17 protein-coding genes are annotated in these 16794 nt (G+C 66.4%); 6 read left to right on the top strand and 11 right to left on the bottom strand.

Translation table 11 applies throughout. The features are described 5' to 3' along the window. Window positions 1–148: 148 nt before the first annotated feature. The 5 genes from curA to LNV28_RS15210 are packed head-to-tail and all read right to left on the bottom strand — an operon-like array spanning window position 149 to window position 6860. Window positions 149–1183 carry an NADPH-dependent curcumin/dihydrocurcumin reductase gene (gene curA, locus LNV28_RS15230; protein WP_263517229.1) on the bottom strand — a complete coding sequence of 345 codons (1035 nt, stop codon included), beginning with the start codon at window positions 1181–1183 and terminating at the stop codon, window positions 149–151. Window positions 1184–1205: 22 nt separating this feature from the next. Further along, entirely contained in the window at window positions 1206–3473 is a 2268-nt protein-coding gene (locus tag LNV28_RS15225; protein ID WP_263517228.1) for a xanthine dehydrogenase family protein molybdopterin-binding subunit, read from the bottom strand. Then, window positions 3466–3966: a (2Fe-2S)-binding protein gene (locus LNV28_RS15220; RefSeq protein WP_263517227.1), complete on the bottom strand. Its 501-nt coding sequence runs from the start codon at window positions 3964–3966 to the stop codon at window positions 3466–3468. Before LNV28_RS15220 ends, LNV28_RS15225 begins: the two co-directional genes overlap by 8 nt. Then, the gene (locus tag LNV28_RS15215) at window positions 3963–5264 is read right to left on the bottom strand and encodes a cytochrome c (RefSeq protein WP_263517226.1); all 1302 of its coding nucleotides are present in this window, start codon (window positions 5262–5264) and stop codon (window positions 3963–3965) included. Before LNV28_RS15215 ends, LNV28_RS15220 begins: the two co-directional genes overlap by 4 nt. A gap of 12 nt (window positions 5265–5276) precedes the next feature. After that, window positions 5277–6860 carry an oleate hydratase gene (locus LNV28_RS15210; RefSeq protein WP_263517225.1) on the bottom strand — a complete coding sequence of 528 codons (1584 nt, stop codon included), beginning with the start codon at window positions 6858–6860 and terminating at the stop codon, window positions 5277–5279. A 345-nt stretch (window positions 6861–7205) separates the two neighbouring features. Here LNV28_RS15210 and LNV28_RS15205 point away from each other — a divergent pair, with 345 nt between their 5' ends. The 6 genes from LNV28_RS15205 to LNV28_RS15180 all read left to right on the top strand — a co-directional run bounded on the left by LNV28_RS15205 (window position 7206) and on the right by LNV28_RS15180 (window position 12302). After that, on the top strand, window positions 7206–8588 hold the full coding sequence (locus LNV28_RS15205) for an NAD-dependent succinate-semialdehyde dehydrogenase (protein WP_263517224.1): 1383 nt from the start codon (window positions 7206–7208) through the stop codon (window positions 8586–8588). Between the two features lie 56 nt (window positions 8589–8644). Then, a complete protein-coding gene (locus LNV28_RS15200; protein WP_263517223.1) occupies window positions 8645–9679 on the top strand; it encodes a zinc-dependent alcohol dehydrogenase in 1035 nt (344 codons plus the stop codon). Between the two features lie 336 nt (window positions 9680–10015). Continuing rightward, a complete protein-coding gene (locus tag LNV28_RS15195; RefSeq protein WP_263517222.1) occupies window positions 10016–10588 on the top strand; it encodes an SOUL family heme-binding protein in 573 nt (190 codons plus the stop codon). Between the two features lie 367 nt (window positions 10589–10955). Further along, window positions 10956–11306 (top strand): hypothetical protein, encoded by a 351-nt coding sequence (locus tag LNV28_RS15190; protein ID WP_263517221.1) that lies wholly within the window; start codon window positions 10956–10958, stop codon window positions 11304–11306. A 6-nt stretch (window positions 11307–11312) separates the two neighbouring features. After that, window positions 11313–11513 carry a heavy-metal-associated domain-containing protein gene (locus tag LNV28_RS15185; RefSeq protein WP_263517220.1) on the top strand — a complete coding sequence of 67 codons (201 nt, stop codon included), beginning with the start codon at window positions 11313–11315 and terminating at the stop codon, window positions 11511–11513. A gap of 81 nt (window positions 11514–11594) precedes the next feature. Next, on the top strand, window positions 11595–12302 hold the full coding sequence (locus LNV28_RS15180; RefSeq protein WP_263517219.1) for a VIT1/CCC1 transporter family protein: 708 nt from the start codon (window positions 11595–11597) through the stop codon (window positions 12300–12302). Between the two features lie 348 nt (window positions 12303–12650). On the opposite strand, the gene LNV28_RS15175 is transcribed toward LNV28_RS15180, so the two are convergent. The 6 genes from LNV28_RS15175 to tmk form a co-directional block, all read right to left on the bottom strand. Continuing rightward, window positions 12651–12896 (bottom strand): hypothetical protein, encoded by a 246-nt coding sequence (locus tag LNV28_RS15175; RefSeq protein WP_263517218.1) that lies wholly within the window; start codon window positions 12894–12896, stop codon window positions 12651–12653. Between the two features lie 177 nt (window positions 12897–13073). Continuing rightward, window positions 13074–13727: an ankyrin repeat domain-containing protein gene (locus tag LNV28_RS15170; RefSeq protein ID WP_263517217.1), complete on the bottom strand. Its 654-nt coding sequence runs from the start codon at window positions 13725–13727 to the stop codon at window positions 13074–13076. Window positions 13728–13732: 5 nt separating this feature from the next. Next, on the bottom strand, window positions 13733–14515 hold the full coding sequence (locus LNV28_RS15165; protein WP_263517216.1) for a TatD family hydrolase: 783 nt from the start codon (window positions 14513–14515) through the stop codon (window positions 13733–13735). Window positions 14516–14581: 66 nt separating this feature from the next. Beyond that, window positions 14582–15019, bottom strand: a complete 438-nt coding sequence (locus LNV28_RS15160) for a PilZ domain-containing protein (RefSeq protein ID WP_263517215.1) — start codon at window positions 15017–15019, stop codon at window positions 14582–14584. A 42-nt stretch (window positions 15020–15061) separates the two neighbouring features. After that, window positions 15062–16129, bottom strand: a complete 1068-nt coding sequence (gene holB / locus LNV28_RS15155) for a DNA polymerase III subunit delta' (protein ID WP_263517214.1) — start codon at window positions 16127–16129, stop codon at window positions 15062–15064. Beyond that, window positions 16123–16752, bottom strand: coding sequence for a dTMP kinase (gene tmk, locus LNV28_RS15150; RefSeq protein WP_263517213.1), 630 nt, complete (start codon window positions 16750–16752; stop codon window positions 16123–16125). Before tmk ends, holB begins: the two co-directional genes overlap by 7 nt. Between the last annotated feature and the right edge of the window lie 42 nt (window positions 16753–16794).

The following is a 16794-nucleotide window of genomic DNA, read 5'->3' as shown; positions in this document are numbered from 1 at the left end:
CGATCTGCAGGACGCCGTTGAAGCCGTCGTCGAACTCGTGCTTCTCTACGGCGCCGCACGAGGCGGAATGAAGTTCACAAAGCAAAGGGCGGCGTCCGCTTGCGCGCCACCAAGCGTGGCCGTGCCGCTCACACCGCCCCTGCTCGCCTCACTCGTGGGCCAGCTGAATGACCAGCTTGCCAAAGTTCCGGCCTTCGAGCAGACCGATGAAGGCCTCGCTTGCGTTTTCCAGGCCGAAGATGATGTCCTCCCGGACCTTGATGCGCTCCTGCTGTACCCACTCGCCCATCGCACCGGCGAACTCACTCCAGCGCGATCCGTAGTCGTCAAAGACGATGAAGCCCTGCATCTTGATGCGCTTGCGCAGCAGCGTGCCGACCAGCTGGCCCAGACGGTCCGGGCCGGACGGCAGCGCGGTGGCGTTGTAGGCAGAGACCAGCCCGCACACCGGGACGCGGGCCTTGTTGTTGAGCAGCGGCATCACCGCATCGAACACGGCGCCGCCCACGTTCTCGAAGTACACATCGATGCCCTGGGCGCAGGCCGCCGCCAGGTGACGGGGCAGGTCGTTCGCACGGTGGTCGACGCAGAAATCGAAACCCAGCTCGTTGATGACATAGCGGCATTTGTCCTCGCCGCCCGCGATGCCCACGACCTGGCAGCCTTTGAGCTTCGCGATCTGGCCCACGACCGAGCCGACCGGGCCGCTGGCGGCCGCCACGACGACGGTCTCGCCGGCCACCGGGCGCCCGATGTCCAACAAGCCCATGTAGGCCGTGAAACCCGGCATGCCCAGCACGCCCAGAGCTCGCGAGGGATGACGTTCCTCGTAGGCGATGGGGCTGAGGCCCGTGCCGTCGGACAGCGCATAGTCCGGCCAGCCCGCGTAGCCCAGCACCAGCTGCCCCACCTTGTAGTCGCCATGTTTTGAAGCCTCGACGCGCGACACCGTGCCGCCGACCATCACCTCGCCGAGGGCCACCGGCTCGGCGTAGGACGGGCCATCGCTCATGCGCCCGCGCATATAAGGGTCGAGCGAGAGGTAGAGCGTGCGCAACAAGACCTGGCCCGCCTCAGGCTTCGGGACGGGCACGGTGTCGAGGCGAAAGTCTGCGGCCGTTGGCGCGCCGCGAGGCCTCGCATTCAGGACGATGCGCCGGTTGATGCTGGGGCTCTGTGTCATGGTGAATCCCTGGGGTGGTGGATCAACCCTGCTTCAGCGCGGCCAGCACATCGGCCGGGCGCATCGGCAGGTGGCGCAGGCGAACGCCGACGGCGGCGAAGAGCGCATTGCCGATGGCGGGCCCGACGACCGTGGTGGCGGGTTCGCCGAGGCCGGTGGGCGGCAGGGTGCTGGCGATGAACTCGATGTCCATGGGCGGCACGTCTCGCATGCGCAGCGGTGTGTAGGTGTTGAGGTTGGTGTCGCGCACCTGGCCTTTGACGAACTCGGTGCCTTCGAACAAAGCCATGCTCAAGCCCCAGAGCGAGGCGCCCTCGACCTGCGCGAGCGCGCCATCGGGGTGGACGATGGTGCCGGCGTCGACCACCACCGTGAGCTTCTCGACCTTCACGACCCCGCTGCTGCGCTCCACCCGCACCCGCGCGACGCAGGCACACCAGGTGGGCATGTCGCGTTCCTGGCCGAAGGTGGTGGCCAGGCCCAAGCCGGTGCCTGCTGGCATCTTGCTGCCCCAGCCGGCTTTGTCTGCCGCGCGTTGCAAAACCTGCGCCTGGCGAACCGCACCGCCGATGCCGTTCTTGCCATTGCCCGCCAGCAGGCGCAGGCGGAAGGCGAGCGGGTCCATGCCCGCTGCTCGGGCCGCTTCGTCCATGAAGGACTCCAGCGCCCAGTTGGTCCAGCCTGGCCCCACCGAGCGCAGCCAGCCGGGGCGAAACGTGTTGTTGGCCAGGTCGTTAGCAATCGCGCGCACGCGTTGTGCGCCGACCGAGTACCAATGGTCGGCACCTGAGATCGCGAACGGGTCGTAGGGCGCGCCGTTCTTGCCTTTGGGCATGAAGGCCGGAACCATGACCCGCGTGGGCCAGCCGGCGCTGGCGTGGTGCTGCATGCCGGTGACCTGGCCGTCGGCGCCAAAGGCCATGCGCAGGCGCTGCACCGAGGGTGAGCGCGGCGAGTCGAAGCGCACGTCGTCGGCGCGCGTCCACACCAGCTTCACCGGCCGGCCCAGGGCTTGGGCGGCCAGTGCGGCGGGTACCGCGTAGTCGCCGTTCAGGCGCCGGCCGAAGCCTCCGCCGATCAGGTAGCTGCGCATCAGCACCTGCGCTTCGGGCACGCCCAGCGCCTTGGCCAGGGTCGGCAGGATCAGCGACTGCCATTGGTTGCCGGTGTGGATCTCCCAGCGCCCGTCCTTCAGAAAGGCCAACGCATTCAGCGGCTCGAGCTGGAAATGCAGCACGGTGGCCGTCGTGTAGTCGCGCTCCAAAGTCGACTTTGCAGTGTTGAAGGCGGCATCGACCCCGGCGTCCTCGACCACCAGCGAGCCGCCTGTCGCGTCCGAGACCAGCTTCAGCCCGCGCGCCTGAAGGTCGGCCTCCGACACCGCGGCCGCAGGGCTGCTCGTCCACGTCACCTGCACCCGATCGGCCGCGCGGCTGGCCGCGAAAAACGAATCGGCGCAGACCACCACCCAGCCCGGTACGGTGCCTGAGGGGTCCTCCAGCACCAGGCTCTTCAGGTAGCCCGGGATGCTGCGCGCCGCACTGTCGTCGATGGCGCTCACCCGGCAGCCCGTGCGCGTGGGCGGCAGCTTGGGCCGGGCGTAGACCATGCCGGGCACTTGCGCGTCCAGGCCGTAGCGTGCCGCGCCGGTGGTCTTGCCGGGGATGTCGATGGCAGCCGTGGGCCAGCCGATCAGGCGGCGCTCGGCGGCTGCCTTGATGGGCATGGCCTTGAGTTCATCGGCCGTGTAGCTGCGGGCGAGTTGGCCGCGCCGCACGATGTCGGCATAACTGATGGACTGACCGGCGCCGCTGACCCTGCTATTGCGTGCCGTGCAGCTGGCCTCGCCCACGCGCAGCAGCTTCGCGCCTTCGGCGATCAAGGCCATGCGCCCCGCGGCACCGGCCTGGCTGAGGTAGGGAAAGCTTTGCCAGACCGACCAGCTGCCGCCGGTCACCATGGTGCCCCATTTGGGATCGGTGTCCACATAGCGCAGCCGCACCGAATCCCAGTCGAGCTCCAACTCATCAGCGACGATGCGCGCCAGCGCCGTGCCCACATGCTGGCCCATCTCGGCGCGGATGATGTTGACCGTGACGATGCCGTCCCGGTCCATCTCGTACCAGATCGTCGGTTCAAAGGGCAGGGCGCTGTTCTCAGCGGCGCCGGCCTTGTCGGCCGCCCGAGCCTGCTGCGGCAGCGCGAAGGCCATGGCGAAGCCGCTGCCGGTCGCGCTGATCAGGAAGACGCGCCGCCTTGGGTCCGGCACCTGGTCGGCGATGTCAGCCATGGGACGCTGCCCCCTGGACTTCGGCCGCTGCAATCTTGATGGCCTGGCGGATGCGCACATAGGCCATGCAGCGGCAGAGGTTTCCGTTCATCACCGAATCGATGTCCTCATCGCTGGGCTTTGGGAAGCGACGGATCAGCGCCGCCGCTTGCATGATCTGGCCCGACTGGCAGTAGCCGCACTGCGGCGCCTGCGTCTGGACCCAGGCCTTTTGCAGCGGGTGCTGGCCGTCGGCCGACAAGCCTTCGATGGTGGTGATCTGCGCGCCGGCCACGGCGCTGAGCGGCGTGATGCAGGAGCGCACCGCCCGCCGGCCCAGGTGCACGGTGCAGGCGCCGCACAGGCCGATGCCACAGCCGAATTTGGTGCCGGTCAGGCCTGCCACGTCGCGGATGATCCACAGCAAAGGCGTGTCCGGGCTGGCCGTCACGATGATGCTTTGGCCATTGAGATGAAAGGTGCTGCTGGTGGCGGGTGTCGTTGCTGTGCTCATGGTGTGGCGGCGGTTGGGGGGCGGCGCGCCGCAATGGCGGCGGGCAAATTCAGCCAGGCCGGCTGGTCGCTGCGCGTGCGCCGCAAGTAGGCGGCCAGCAGGGCGATGTCGGTGTCGGTCAGTGCAAGTGCAAAGCCAGGCATATAGGGGCCCGTGGTCCTGCCTTGAGCGGCGCCGCCGACGCCGTGCATCACGGTCTGTATGAAGTTGGCCGGGTCGTCGGACGTGAGGGCGCTGCTCAAACTCAGGCTGCCGCGCACCGCCGGCGCTGGGGCTGCGGCGCTGTAGTGGCAAGACGCGCAAGCGGCCAGGTAGAGGTTTGCGCCGGGTTCGCTCTCGCGGCCGGCATCGACCAGCCTGCGCGAAGCGGCCAGGGCCAAGGCGGCTGCAGCCGTGGGCGCCCGAGCTGCCGACCCGTTGATGTCGGCAAAGTAGGTCGCCAGCGCCCTCAGGTCGGCATCGGGCAACTTCGCCAGTCCATCGTGGACAACGCTGGCCATGGCGCCGGCCGCGACGCCGTGCGCTTCTGACTCACCGCTGCGCAGGTAGTCGTACAGGTCCTGCTGGATCCAGGGCAGGGGGGCTGGGTTGGAAGCATTCAGTGCCGGCGCCAGCCAGCCTTCAAAGGGCGCGCCGGCATAGGCCAATTGGCTTTGTTCGGCGCCGAAGCGGTTGCGCGGTGTGTGGCAGGCCGCACAGTGGGTGAGGCCTTCGGCAAGATAGGCGCCGCGGTTCCACACCTCGCTCTTGCCGCTGACGTTCTGATAAACGCCGCGATCGAAGAAGAGCAGCTTCCAGCCGGCCAGCAAGGCGCGCACATTGAAGGGGAACTTGATCGTGTTCTCGCGTTCCTCGGCGACCACGGCAGGGCGCGTCATGAAGAAGGCGTAGAGCGCCTTCACATCCGCGTCGCTCAGCTTGGTGAAGTGTGTGTAGGGGAAGGCTGGCAGCAGGTGCGAGCCCTCGCGGTCCACGCCCTCGCGCATCGCCCGGGCGAAGGCGGCCTCCGACCAGCCGCCGATGCCGGTCTGCGGGTCCGGTGTGATATTGCTGCTGTAGGCCAGGCCGAAGCCGGTTTCCAGACCCAGGCCGCCGGCGAAGGCGGCTCCACCCGGAGCCGTGTGGCAGGCTGCGCAATTGCCGGCGGCGGCGAGTTGCGCGCCGAATGCCACCTGCGTCGGTGTGAAGCTGGTGGCCGCAGGCGGCGCGACCGGCGCCATGCTTGGCCGCCAGCTGATACCGACGCAGCCCACGAGGAGCAGCACCATCACCGAGCCCATCAAGATACGTTGGATCACGCGCTGCTCCGTTTACTTCAGCGCCTTGACCAGCGCTTCGAACTGCGCGTGCAAGGACTTGTCATGCGCGCTCACCGCGGGAATCGGCTTCGTGATGCCGAGCAGCTGGTAGACCGCCATCTGCGCCGCGCGCACCGAGAACTCCACGGTGAAGACGGTGTCCAGGGGGATCTCGACAAACTGGCTGATGAAGGCGAAATTCGCTGTGTCCTCCGGCACGGGCAAGGGGCGGTCGCCTGCTGCGCGTGGCATGAACATGCTGGTGATGTAGGGCATGCGACAGGGAATGCAGTTGGCACTGGCCACTGTCTCGGGGTCGAAGCGCAGGTGGCCGCAGAGCTCCTGCAGCAGTTCCGCGCCAGTGCAGTCGGCCATGGCCTTGGCCACAAAGTTACCGATGCGATCGGGAAAGAGCCCGTAGCCCCAGAACACCTGCACGTCCGCCGGTTGATTGGCGAAATGCGGCTGGTGCGCCAGCACGATGGACATCAGCCAGTTCGAGTCCTTGAAGGTCACCAGGCCGCCGGTGCCGGCCTCGTTGCCCGTGAAGCGCTGCATTTGGTCAAAGAAGGCCGGGTCCTTCAGCGTGACGGTGAAGGAGGCCCAGTCCGACTGGGCGACGCAGCTGTTGAAAGCCTCGGGTCGGCCCAGGGCGGGCCGGCCCTTGGCAAGCTTTTCCCACAAGGTCCAGCTGCTCTTATGGGACTTCTTCAATTTCGCCGGCGCTGTGCTCATGGAGCCCAGGCTGGAGGCATCGGTCATCGAGCCGTTCTGCAGGAACACGAGCTCGTCTTTGACCGAGAGCATGGTCGTCACCTGATCACGGCCGACGTTTTTGTCTTCACAGCTGAGGCTGAAGATTTCGAGGCGGCCAGACTCCTCCCGGGCGTCGATGTCGGTCACCGTGCAGTCATTGACCAGATGAACGCCTTGCGCCTCCAGCCAGCGCAGCAGGGGCACGACCAGCGAGTCGTACTGGTTCAGCACCGTGCGCTTGACGCCAGCCAGCGTTTCGATGCGTGAGAACTCCAGCATGAAGCGGTGCAGATAGCGCCTGAATTCGACGGCACTGTGCCAGGGTTGGAAGGCAAAGGTGGTGACCCACATGAACCAGAACTCGGTCTGGAAGAAGGCGGGTGACAGATGGTCGGTGATGCAGCTCGCGCCCAAGGTCGATTCATCGGCATTGGCCAGCTTGAGCAGCTCCAGCCGGTCGTGCATCGAGAACCCCATCGAGGCCACGGGCACCTTGGCCCGCCTGCCGTCCACCAGCCGCGCCATCGCCTTGGAGACGTGAGCCTCATTGAACTCCATGGTCTCGTCAAAAACGCTGAGGCCGGGGCGGGTGATGGACGGAATGGACTTGAAGAGCTCCCACGTGCACTCGTAGTTGTCGGTGGTCAGCATCCGACCGCCGCGCATCGAATAGCCGCGCTCGGCGTCGCCCGTACCGTCCAGGCTGCCGCCCATGAGCAGCCCGGCTTCCAGGATGCGGATGTTGGCGCCCGGCATGCCGCCGTCGCGGATCAGGAATGCCGCACCGGCCAACGAGCCGATGCCCCCGCCGATGAAGTAGGCCTTGCGTGTCGAAGTCATGGGGTCGGAGTCCTTGTGTGAGCCTGGAACGTCAGTTGCGGTCCTTGGCTCAATTGGGCTGCGGCGCCCTTGGCTTTCTCGACTGCAGTACCCACCCTAGGGATGCCGGCCACTAGCGTCAGTGCGCTAGCTCACACAAGAGCCTCGCAAGCGGCTTGTACAAGCGGCACCCCATGCAGGGTGCGCCGTCGAACAGACCCGAAGCCGGGCGGCGCGCAGGCTGCTCACTCCACCGCACCCAAGTCGGACGCATGGATGGCGATCTTCTACTCGAGCGGCGCCACGATCGACACCGACGCTTCCGCCATGGCGGCCTGACCCACTTGTACCCAAGGATCCATCACCATGGCCTACCAAAGCATCAACCCCACGAACGGAAAGCTGCTGCAGAGCTTCGAGCACATGAGTCCTGCGCAGCTTGAACAGGCCCTGGCGCAAGCGCAGAGCGGCTTCGAGACTTGGAAGCGAAAGAGCTACGCCGAACGGGCCGCCATCGTGAAACAGGCGGCGAGCTTGCTGCATGCCCATGTCGATGACTTCGCCAAGCTGGCGACGCTGGAGATGGGCAAGCGCATCGATGAGGCGCGCGCCGAGGTCAAGTTCAGTGCTGACATCCTGGCCTATTACGCCCAGCATGCCCAAGTGCTCCTGTCCCACCAGAAGCTGCACCCGAAGCATGGCCAGGCCCACATCGAAAGCTCTCCGCTCGGCGTGTTGTTCTGTGTTGAGCCCTGGAACTTTCCGTATTACCAGCTCGCTCGCGTCGCCGGCCCGCAGCTGATGGCCGGCAATGTGCTGGTGGTGAAGCATGCAGGCAGCGTGCCGCAATGTGCCATCGCCTTCGAGAAGCTGCTGCTCGACGCGGGCGCCCCCGTCGGTGTCTACACCAATCTGCGGATCTCCTACGAGCAGTCCGACCTCGTGATTGACGACCCGCGCATCAAGGGCGTGGCGCTCACCGGCAGCGCGGCGGCCGGGCGCAAGGTGGCGGCCCGCGCCGGCCAGAACCTGAAAAAGTCGACGATGGAGTTGGGCGGCAGCGATGCCTTCATCGTGCTGGACGACGCCGACCTCGACAAGACGCTTCCCTGGGCCGTCTGGGGCCGCATGTACAACGCGGGGCAGACCTGCTGCGCGGCCAAGCGCTTCATCGTGATGGAGTCGGTTGCCGACGAGTTTCTGGCCAAATTCAAGCGCGCACTGCAAGCCCTGAGTCCAGGCGACCCCATGGACGAGGACACCACGCTAGGCCCGCTGTCCAGCGAGGCGGCATTGCTGACTTTGCTGGCTCAGGTGGACGCCGCGGTGCAGGGCGGCGCCAAGCTCCTGCTGGGAGGCGGGCGCATGGCCCGGCCCGGCGCCTTCATGCAGCCCACGATCCTCACCGACATCGCTCCCAACAACCCGGCATTCCGCGACGAGTTCTTCGGCCCGGTGGTCTCGTTCTTCCGGGTGAAGACGGAGGAGCAAGCCATCGCCCTGGCCAACGACTCGGACTTCGGCCTGGGCGGCTCGGTATGGACCCAAGACGAAGCGCGCGGCAAACGCGTCGCCAGCTGCGTCGACACCGGGATGATGTTCGTCAACAACATCGATTGGGCCGATGCCGAACTGCCTTTCGGCGGCATCAAGAGTTCCGGTTACGGCCGTGAACTGGGCAGCTTGGGCATCCATGAGTTCGTCAACAAAAAGCTGGTGCGCTCCGGCGACGCCCCGGCGCCGGCTTGAGCTCCGATCTCGGCCTCCGATCGCTGCCCGACCACCGTAAAGCCAAGGACACAGCCATGACACACACGATGCAAGCCGCGCAGGTCGAACAGTTCGGCCAGCCGCTGGTTTTCAAGGAGCTCGAGGTGCCCACGCCCGGCCCCGGGCAGATTCTGGTCAAGACAGAGGCCTGCGGCGTGTGCCACACCGACCTGCATGCGCGCAACGGCGATTGGCCGCTGAAGCCGCCATTGCCCTTCACACCGGGGCATGAGGGCATCGGCATCGTCACCGCGCTCGGCGCCGGTGTGCGGGCGGTGAAGGAGGGCGATCGCGTCGGGGTGCCCTGGCTCTACTCGGCTTGCGGGCACTGCGAGTTTTGCCTGGCCGCCCAAGAGCCGGTCTGCGCCGACGCGCAGTTTGGCGGCTACACGCGCAACGGTGGCTTTGCCGAATACATCCTCGCCGACCCGAATTATGTCGCCCACATCCCCGCCGGCCTGTCTGCGGTCGAGGCCGCGCCGTTGATCTGCGCCGGCATCACCTCGTACAAAGGCTTGAAGGAAACCCAAGCAAGGCCCGGGCAGTGGGTGGTGATCTCAGGCATCGGCGGGTTGGGCCATCTGGGGGTGCAATACGCCAAGGCCATGGGCCTGCATGTGTGCGCGGTGGACATCGACGATGCCAAGCTGGCGCATGCCACGCGCCTGGGTGCCGATGCGGTCGTGAATGCCAAGCAGGCGGACGCCGTGGCCGCGGTCGTCCAGGCCACGGGTGGCGGCGCGCACGGCGTGCTGATCACCGCACCCTCGCTGCCCGCCTTCGAGCAAGGTGTGCGCATGACGCGCAAACATGGCTGCTGCGTGCTGGTCGGCATCCCGCCCGGCGAGTTCCCGACGCCGCTGTTCGAGGTGGTGGCCAAGTGCATCACCATCCGCGGCTCCTTCGTCGGCAACCGGCGCGATATGGCTGAGGCCTTGGCCTTCGCCGCCGACGGCAAGGTCAAGGCCGACATCGAGTTGCAGCCGCTGTCAGCGATCAACCAGGTCTTTGAGCGCCTGGCCAAGGGCGAAGTGCCTTCACGCGTGGTGATCGATTTTTCCCCACGTTGAAAACCGGGTGCAGTGCTTCGCTTGCGACCGTGATCTCGCGTTTCCTGTAAAAGCCAATCCAGCCCTGGCGAATGCCAGCCAGGTTCGCAATTTCTGCGCCCGCTTCGACCCTGCACCGGACCCATTCCAAGGCAGGCACACAAGCACAGAAAAGGTCTTGCAATGAGTGGATCTCTTTGGCCCCTCAGTATTTTCAATGTCGCCAAGGCTCTGGCGTCTCCCCAGCTAGGGCTTCGCATGCCTGCGCTGGCGTTGCTGCGCCGAGTGCCGTCCCGTCGCGCGCGCTCGAAGGGCGCCGCCGTCCTGTTTTCAACCCTGTGTTTGACCACCATCGCCATGCCCAGCCACGCCACCGAAGAGCCCGATTACCAAGTCCTGCGCGAAGTCGCGGGCATCGAGCTGCGCCAGTACGCCGCCTATGCAGTGGCCGAGGTCGTGGTGCCCGGCCCGGCGGGTGAGGCCGGTAGCCAGGCATTTCCCATCCTGGCCGGCTATATCTTCGGCAAGAACAAGGGCGAGCGGAAATTCGCCATGACGGCGCCCGTGACACAGGCTGCTGTGCCGATGAAGCTCGAGATGACGGCGCCGGTCACTCAGAGCGCTGCACCGGGCGGTTTCCTGGTGCAGTTTGTTTTGCCCAAAGGCGTGACGGCCGCCAACGCGCCGGAACCGCTGGATGCGCGTGTCCAGCTTCGCGAGGTGCTGCCCGAGCAGGTCGCCGTGATTCGCTACTCGGGTTTCTGGTCGGCCTCGAACGACGGTGAGCATCTCGCGAAGCTGGAGGCGGCGCTGCGCGCGGCCGACCTGGCATGGCAGGGCGCGCCGGTGTACTCACGCTACAACGCGCCTTTCACGCCTTGGTTCATGCGCCGCAATGAGATCTGGTTGCGCTTGCTCGCGCCGCAATGAGTGAAGGACTTGCCGCCCACCGGTGCTTGGGTTGTATGAGCGATGGCGCTTGTGCCGGCTTTGTGCATTCGGTGCGGCAACGAACGGTGCGGGGGCGATCCTGGGCCCAGACTGCATCATGAATCCCGCTCACGCATCACCAAGCTCCAGCCTCTCGACGCAGCGCGGCGCGGTGGAAACCCCATCACCCAGGTTCGGTGTTCTGAGGCGCGTGTTGGGTCAGTTTGCGCCGCAGCTGGGGCGGGCGCCGACTGTTCCTTCCTCAGGTCCAGCGTCGGACGAGACCGCGATGCATTCGCCATGCCTTTGAGCCCCTGCCTGCCCGAACCCGCTTTATCTACAAGCTTGTCTCAACGGAGTCCGCACCATGACCTACCAGGGTGAACGTTCCCGACCGATGGCCACTGAGAACGGCCGCTACTTTGAAGTGTCCAAGCTCCGTATGGGCGCCGATGGGCAGGTCAGCGAAGTGCTCTGGTGTGAGGTGAGCATGGGCTCAGACCATGCACTCGGCACTCGCGTCGTGGCCGCTGCTTCCGAGGTCGTGGACGCCATGCATGACGGCGCCCAAGTCGTCGCGGTGTTCAGTTCCCAGGAACGCTGCCCTGCGCGCAGCTTCACGATCGTCGAACAGGCCGATGGCCGAGAGTACCTGGCCTTCGACGGTGCGCCCTCAGCGGGTCGGAACCTGGCTGACATTGAAACCTTGGAGGGCTGAGTGGCCATGATTGCTTTTCAGGTCAGTGATATGACATGCGGTCGTTGTGCCGGTGCGGTGACGAAGGCGCTCAAGGAGGTGGACCACGGCGCGCTGGTCCGGGTGGATCTGGCCACCTTCACGGTCGAGATCGAACCCAGCAGCGCGACGGCCCGCCAGCTCAGCGACGCGATCAAGCGAGCAGGGTACTCGCCGGTCGCAGCATGACCGTCGCAATTGCTAGACCCAAGATTCGACGGATTACTGCAGGCCGCAGCCGCAGCCTATGAACACGTTGAAACGGACGCTGTGAAGGCCAGACCTGGGAGTGGCCATGCCGAACGGCACCGCGGTGATCGCATCGCTTGGTTGCGCGCGGCGGTGCTTGGTGCCAACGATGGCATTGTGTCGACGGCCAGCTTGGTGCTGGGCGTGGCCAGCGCAGGGGCGGAGCACAGGACCATTCTGCTGACCAGTGTCTCGGGCCTGATCGCCGGTGCCATGTCGATGGCGGCGGGCGAGTTCGTGTCCGTGCACTCGCAGGAAGACACGGAAAAGGCTGACCTTGCGCGGGAGCGTGAGGAGCTGAAGCAGGACCCGGTGGGTGAGCATCATGAACTGGCGGGCATCTATGTGGCCCGGGGCCTGGACCTGGCGCTGGCCGAGCAGGTGGCGGCCCAGTTGATGGCCCACGATGCGTTGGATGCCCACACCCGTGACGAGCTGGGGCTCTCAAGCACGACCGCTGCGCGCCCGATGCAAGCGGCCTGGGCCTCGGCGGCCAGCTTCTCGGTGGGCGCGGTCTTGCCGATTGCTGTCGTCGCCGTGGCCTCACCGGCGCAGCTGATTCCCTGGGTGTCTCTGGCTTCCTTGGCCTTCTTGGCCGGGCTCGGGGCCGCCTCGGCGCGGCTCGGCGGCGCGCCCCTGTGGAGCGGTACCTGGCGTGTTGCATTCTGGGGGGCGCTCGCGATGGCGATCACCGCAGGCGCGGGCATCCTGTTTGGTGCGGTGGCCTGAGGCACTGGCGACTTGGTGTCGCCATTCTCAGTCTGCGGTAGTCCTTGCGCCTGGTGTGTCGGCCGGACAGCAGTCCAGTCGGGTTCGCCCTTGTAGATGAAGTAGATTCGCAGTGGCGCAAGTAGTGCGATCAGCCTCAGATTCAGCCGCATAAACTCGAAATGTGATTTTACATAATACACATTGTCGATAATAAGGGGCTGAGCCTGCGCTGGAGGGACCAGCCTTCGCTGCTCATGGCGAACCTGGCAGAACCATTGAAAAAGCCGCTTGACCCCTTTGCAGGATCAAGCGGCAAAGAATATGGCGATACTTCGGCTAGAGCTGGCCGAAGTCTGGACGCAGCGCTCAGTTTCCTGCGCTGGCGACGAGGTCGATGCCGTCATCACCTTCGTCGGCGGCATCTTCAATCAGCCGGTCGAAGTCGGCCGCAGCGACGGCGCTCTTGGCGATCAAGGGCTTGTCCAGCGGGCGGTAGACGCGGCTGTGCAGGCGGTTCAGGCGCTCGGAATGCTCCATCGCGCGCACCACCTGCTCGGGATCGATCAGCATGGCGAAGGGGCTGATGAGGCTGTGGGTTTGTGCGTTGAACATGATGTCGGTCTCCTGTGGGTCTGTCGCTGTCGAGTCGCTGTATGCGTCTCAAGATGTAAGCAACTTTAGGAGCCCGGGCTTGTGTTCGACAGTCGGCTGGTAGCCAAAGGCCTTGTCAGTGAACTTCCTAGGTGCTTGCTGCGCGCGCTGGCGAAAAAGCAAGCCATTGGTCCGGCTTTACGGCAGTTTGCCGGCGCGACTTTGCTGTCCTTGACGCAGCCGCTGAACCAGTTTGTTGCGCCCGGCCGCCTGGGCAAACTCGAGCGCACTGAGGCCCTGTTCGTTGCGCAGCGCTGGGTCGGCGCCGGCTTCCAGCAAGGCCTCGGCCAAGTCCATGGCGCCATAACGCGAGGCCAGCATCAGCGGCGTGCTGCCATTGGGCGAACGCGCCTCCAGCTCGGCGCCCTGACTGAGCAGCCACAGGGCGACGCCGTTGTCCGGGCCGCTGCAGGCGTAGTGCAAAGGTGTCCAGCCCTCTTTGTGGATCTGGGCGCCGCGGCGCACCAGCTTTTGCACCCAGTCCAGGCGGCCACGAATCGCGGCCAGCATCAGCGGCGTTTCGCCCGCGGCGTTGGCGGCGTTGACATCGCTACCCGGGTGGCTGAGCAGGCTGTCCAGCGCCCGCCCGGAATCTTCGCGCAAGGCCACTTCGAGGGCCTTGCGGCCCCGGGCATCGGCCGCATTGGGGTCGACGCCGCGCACCAGCAAGCGCATGACTTCGCGGCCGTTGTCCAGCTCGGCAGCCAGCACGAGATCATCGGCTGGGCCGGCCTGCGCGAGGCCGGCCGTCAGGGCTAGACCCAAACAGAGCCAGGCAGCGTACCGACCCATGTGCCTCAGGCCGGCAGTGCGAACAGCCGCCGCGTGTTGGCCGTCGTCTGCGCGGCCAGCTCGGGGATGGACATATTCTTGGCCGCCGCCAAAGCCGCCGCCACATGGGGCACATAGGCGGGGCTGTTGGTCCGGCCGCGGTAAGGCACTGGCGCCAGATAGGGGCTGTCGGTTTCGATCAACAAACGCTCAACCGGCAGAGCTTTGGCCATATCGCGCAGGTCCTGCGCATTCTTGAAACTCAGGATGCCGGAAAAGGAGATGTAGTAGCCGCGCTCAACCGCGGCCTGCGCCACCGCCAGGCTTTCGGTGAAGCAATGGAAAACGCCGCCGGCTTGTTCACCGCCCTCCTCGTCCAGCACCCGCAAGGTGTCGGCGGCGCTGCTGCGGGTGTGAATCACCAGGGGCTTGGCCACCGCACGTGCGGCCCGGATGTGGGTGCGAAAGCGCTCGCGCTGCCACTCCATATCGTGCTCGATGCTGCGGCCATTGAGGCGAAAATAGTCCAGGCCGGTTTCACCGATGGCCACCACCTTGGGCGCCTGTGCGCCTTGCACGAGCTCGTCGACGCTGGGCTCATGCACGTCTTCATTGTCCGGGTGCACGCCCACGGTGGCAAAGAGCTGCTCATGTTCGGCTGCCAGCGCAGCCACCCGGGGGAATTCCTCCATGGTGGTGCAGATGCAGATGGCCTGTTCCACCTGCGCGACCATCATTTCTCCGAGGATTTCAGGCAAGCGGGCGTGCAGCTCGGGGAAGCTCAGGTGGCAGTGCGAATCGATGAACATGGGGCGGGAAACAAGGTGGGCGTGAAAGCTTAAACAAGGCGCCCCAGTGCAGGACGCCTGCCCGCTTCACATGGTTTGGGTCGGCTTGGCAGACGAAATCTGGGTGCCGAGGATTTCTTCGATGCGCAGCTTGATCAAACGGCTTTTCTCATCGGCGGGAAAGCGCACGCCGACGCCTTGGGTGCGCCCGCCCGAGGCATTGACCGGCGTCAGCCAGGCGATCTTGCCGGCCACGGGATAACGCTGGTTGTCATCGGGCAGGGCCAGCAGCAGATAGACATCCTCGCCCAGGCGGTACTCGCGCGTGGTTGGCACGAACAGACCACCGTCGAGGAATTGCGGCATGTAGGCGGCGTACAGCGCGCCCTTCTCGCGAAACACCAGCTGAATCACACTGGGGCGTGGGCCCGCGGCGGCAGCAGCGGCGGCACCATTGGCGGGCGCGGCAGCGCCGAGCGAGGTGGTCAGGCCGAGCGAGGCGGGTTTGGCGGCGGAGTTGTCCATGGCCGCCAGTGTAGCGAAGCGCGTACCGGCCCGAAGCGTCAATCAGGCCCGGCGTGCTGCCGTTGATCGGCTGGCCGCCTGCAAGGCCTGCTGCCCTTGAGCAAACAGAGATTCCATCAGCAAGCCGGCATTGAGCGGATGTTCGGCATGGCGGGCGGCGCGGCGCAGCACGGCCTCCCACTCGTGCAGCGGACCGGCCAGCTTGGGGCTGGGCAAGGACTCGGCCGGGAAATAGCTGGGCGCGGCGCCATGCACCCGGCGCAGCAGGTCGTGGCAAAGGCGCTGCAAGGCGTCGATGGCGCGTGGCTGCGACCAGTCGCTCAGCGCCGCCGCCTCGCCCCGGGCCAGGCGCTGTGGCAGCTGGGTCCAGGCCTGGGCGCGCAGTCCAGCCTCGAACCAGTCGCGCGCTTCCTGTGGCCGGCCGCCGGCCGCAGCCAGCAGCACCTCGGGGGATTCCACGCCCTGCTCTTTCAGCCATTGCAGACAGGGCGCGGCGGGCGGCAAAGCCAGGGGCACGGGCTGGCAACGGCTGCGTATGGTGGGCAGCAGGCCTTCCGGCGCGCTGCTGGCCAGCACGAAGCGCAGGCTGCCGCCGGGCTCTTCCAGGGTCTTGAGCAAGGCGTTCGCCGCCACGGTGTTGAGCGCCTCGGCCGGGTAGACCACGACGACCTTGGCGCGGCCGCGCGAGCTGGTGCCTTGGGCAAAGGACAGCATCTGGCGCACGGCCTCGATTTTGATTTCGCGGCTGGGCTTGGTCTTGCTGGCCTTGGGCTCGCCGTCACGGCCGGTTTCGGCCTCGGCGCCCCAGCCGAGCTGCTCGCGCAAAGCTTCGGGCAGCAGCAGCATGAAATCCGGGTGGGTGTGGGAATGCAGCAGCTTGCAGCTGGCGCAGTGGCCGCAGGCGAAGCCGCCGTCCAGCGGCGCCTCGCACAGCCAGGCCTGGGCCAGCAGCAAGGCCAGATCGAGCTGACCGACCCCGGCCGGGCCCTGCACCAGCAAGGCATGCGAGCGCGCCGTGGCCAGGGCCTGGCGCAAGGGCTCGGCCAGCCAGGGCAGCGGACGCTGGGCGCCGCCTTCGTTCAGCGTTTCGTTCAGCGCTTCGTTCACCATCCTCGAGCCTCCAGAACCGCGTGGATCTGGGCGGCCACCTCGGCCACCGAGAGGCTGGCGTCGATGCGGGCAAAGCGCTGCGGCGCGTTGGCGGCGCGCGCGGCATAACCTGAGCGCACGCGCGTGAAGAAATCCAGGTCTTGTTTCTCGAAACGGTCGGCCTCGCGCACGGCGGCGCGGCGCTGGGCGGCGATCGCCGGGTCCAGATCGAACCAGAAGGTCAAGTCAGGCTGGCGACCGCCCTGCACCCACTGCTCCAGCGTCTCCAGCACGGTCAGGTCCATGCCACGCCCGCCGCCCTGGTAGGCAAAGCTGGCGTCGGTGAAGCGGTCGCAGAGGACAGTCTTGCCGGCGGCCAGGGCTGGCTCGATGACGCGCTGCAGATGGTCGCGCCGGCCGGCGAAGACCAGCAAGGCCTCGGTCAGGCTGTCCATGCCGCGGTGCAGGATCAGCTCGCGCAGGCTCTCGGCCAACTCGGTGCCGCCGGGCTCGCGGGTGTGGACCAGCTCGGCGCCGCGCTGGCGCAGGCGCTCGCCCAGGGCCTCGATATGGGTGGACTTGCCCGCCCCATCGATGCCTTCAAAACTGATGAAACGGGCGCTGGAGGAAAGGGCTGGGTTCACGGAACGGGGCAATTCTTGGCTTCGATTTCGACGACTGAGGCT

The organism is Paucibacter sp. DJ2R-2, assembly GCF_025717675.1.
Taxonomy (GTDB): Bacteria; Pseudomonadota; Gammaproteobacteria; order Burkholderiales; family Burkholderiaceae_C; genus Paucibacter_A.
Note: the sequence above shows the minus strand (reverse complement) of the source record. Positions and strands in the feature narration are given on the sequence as shown.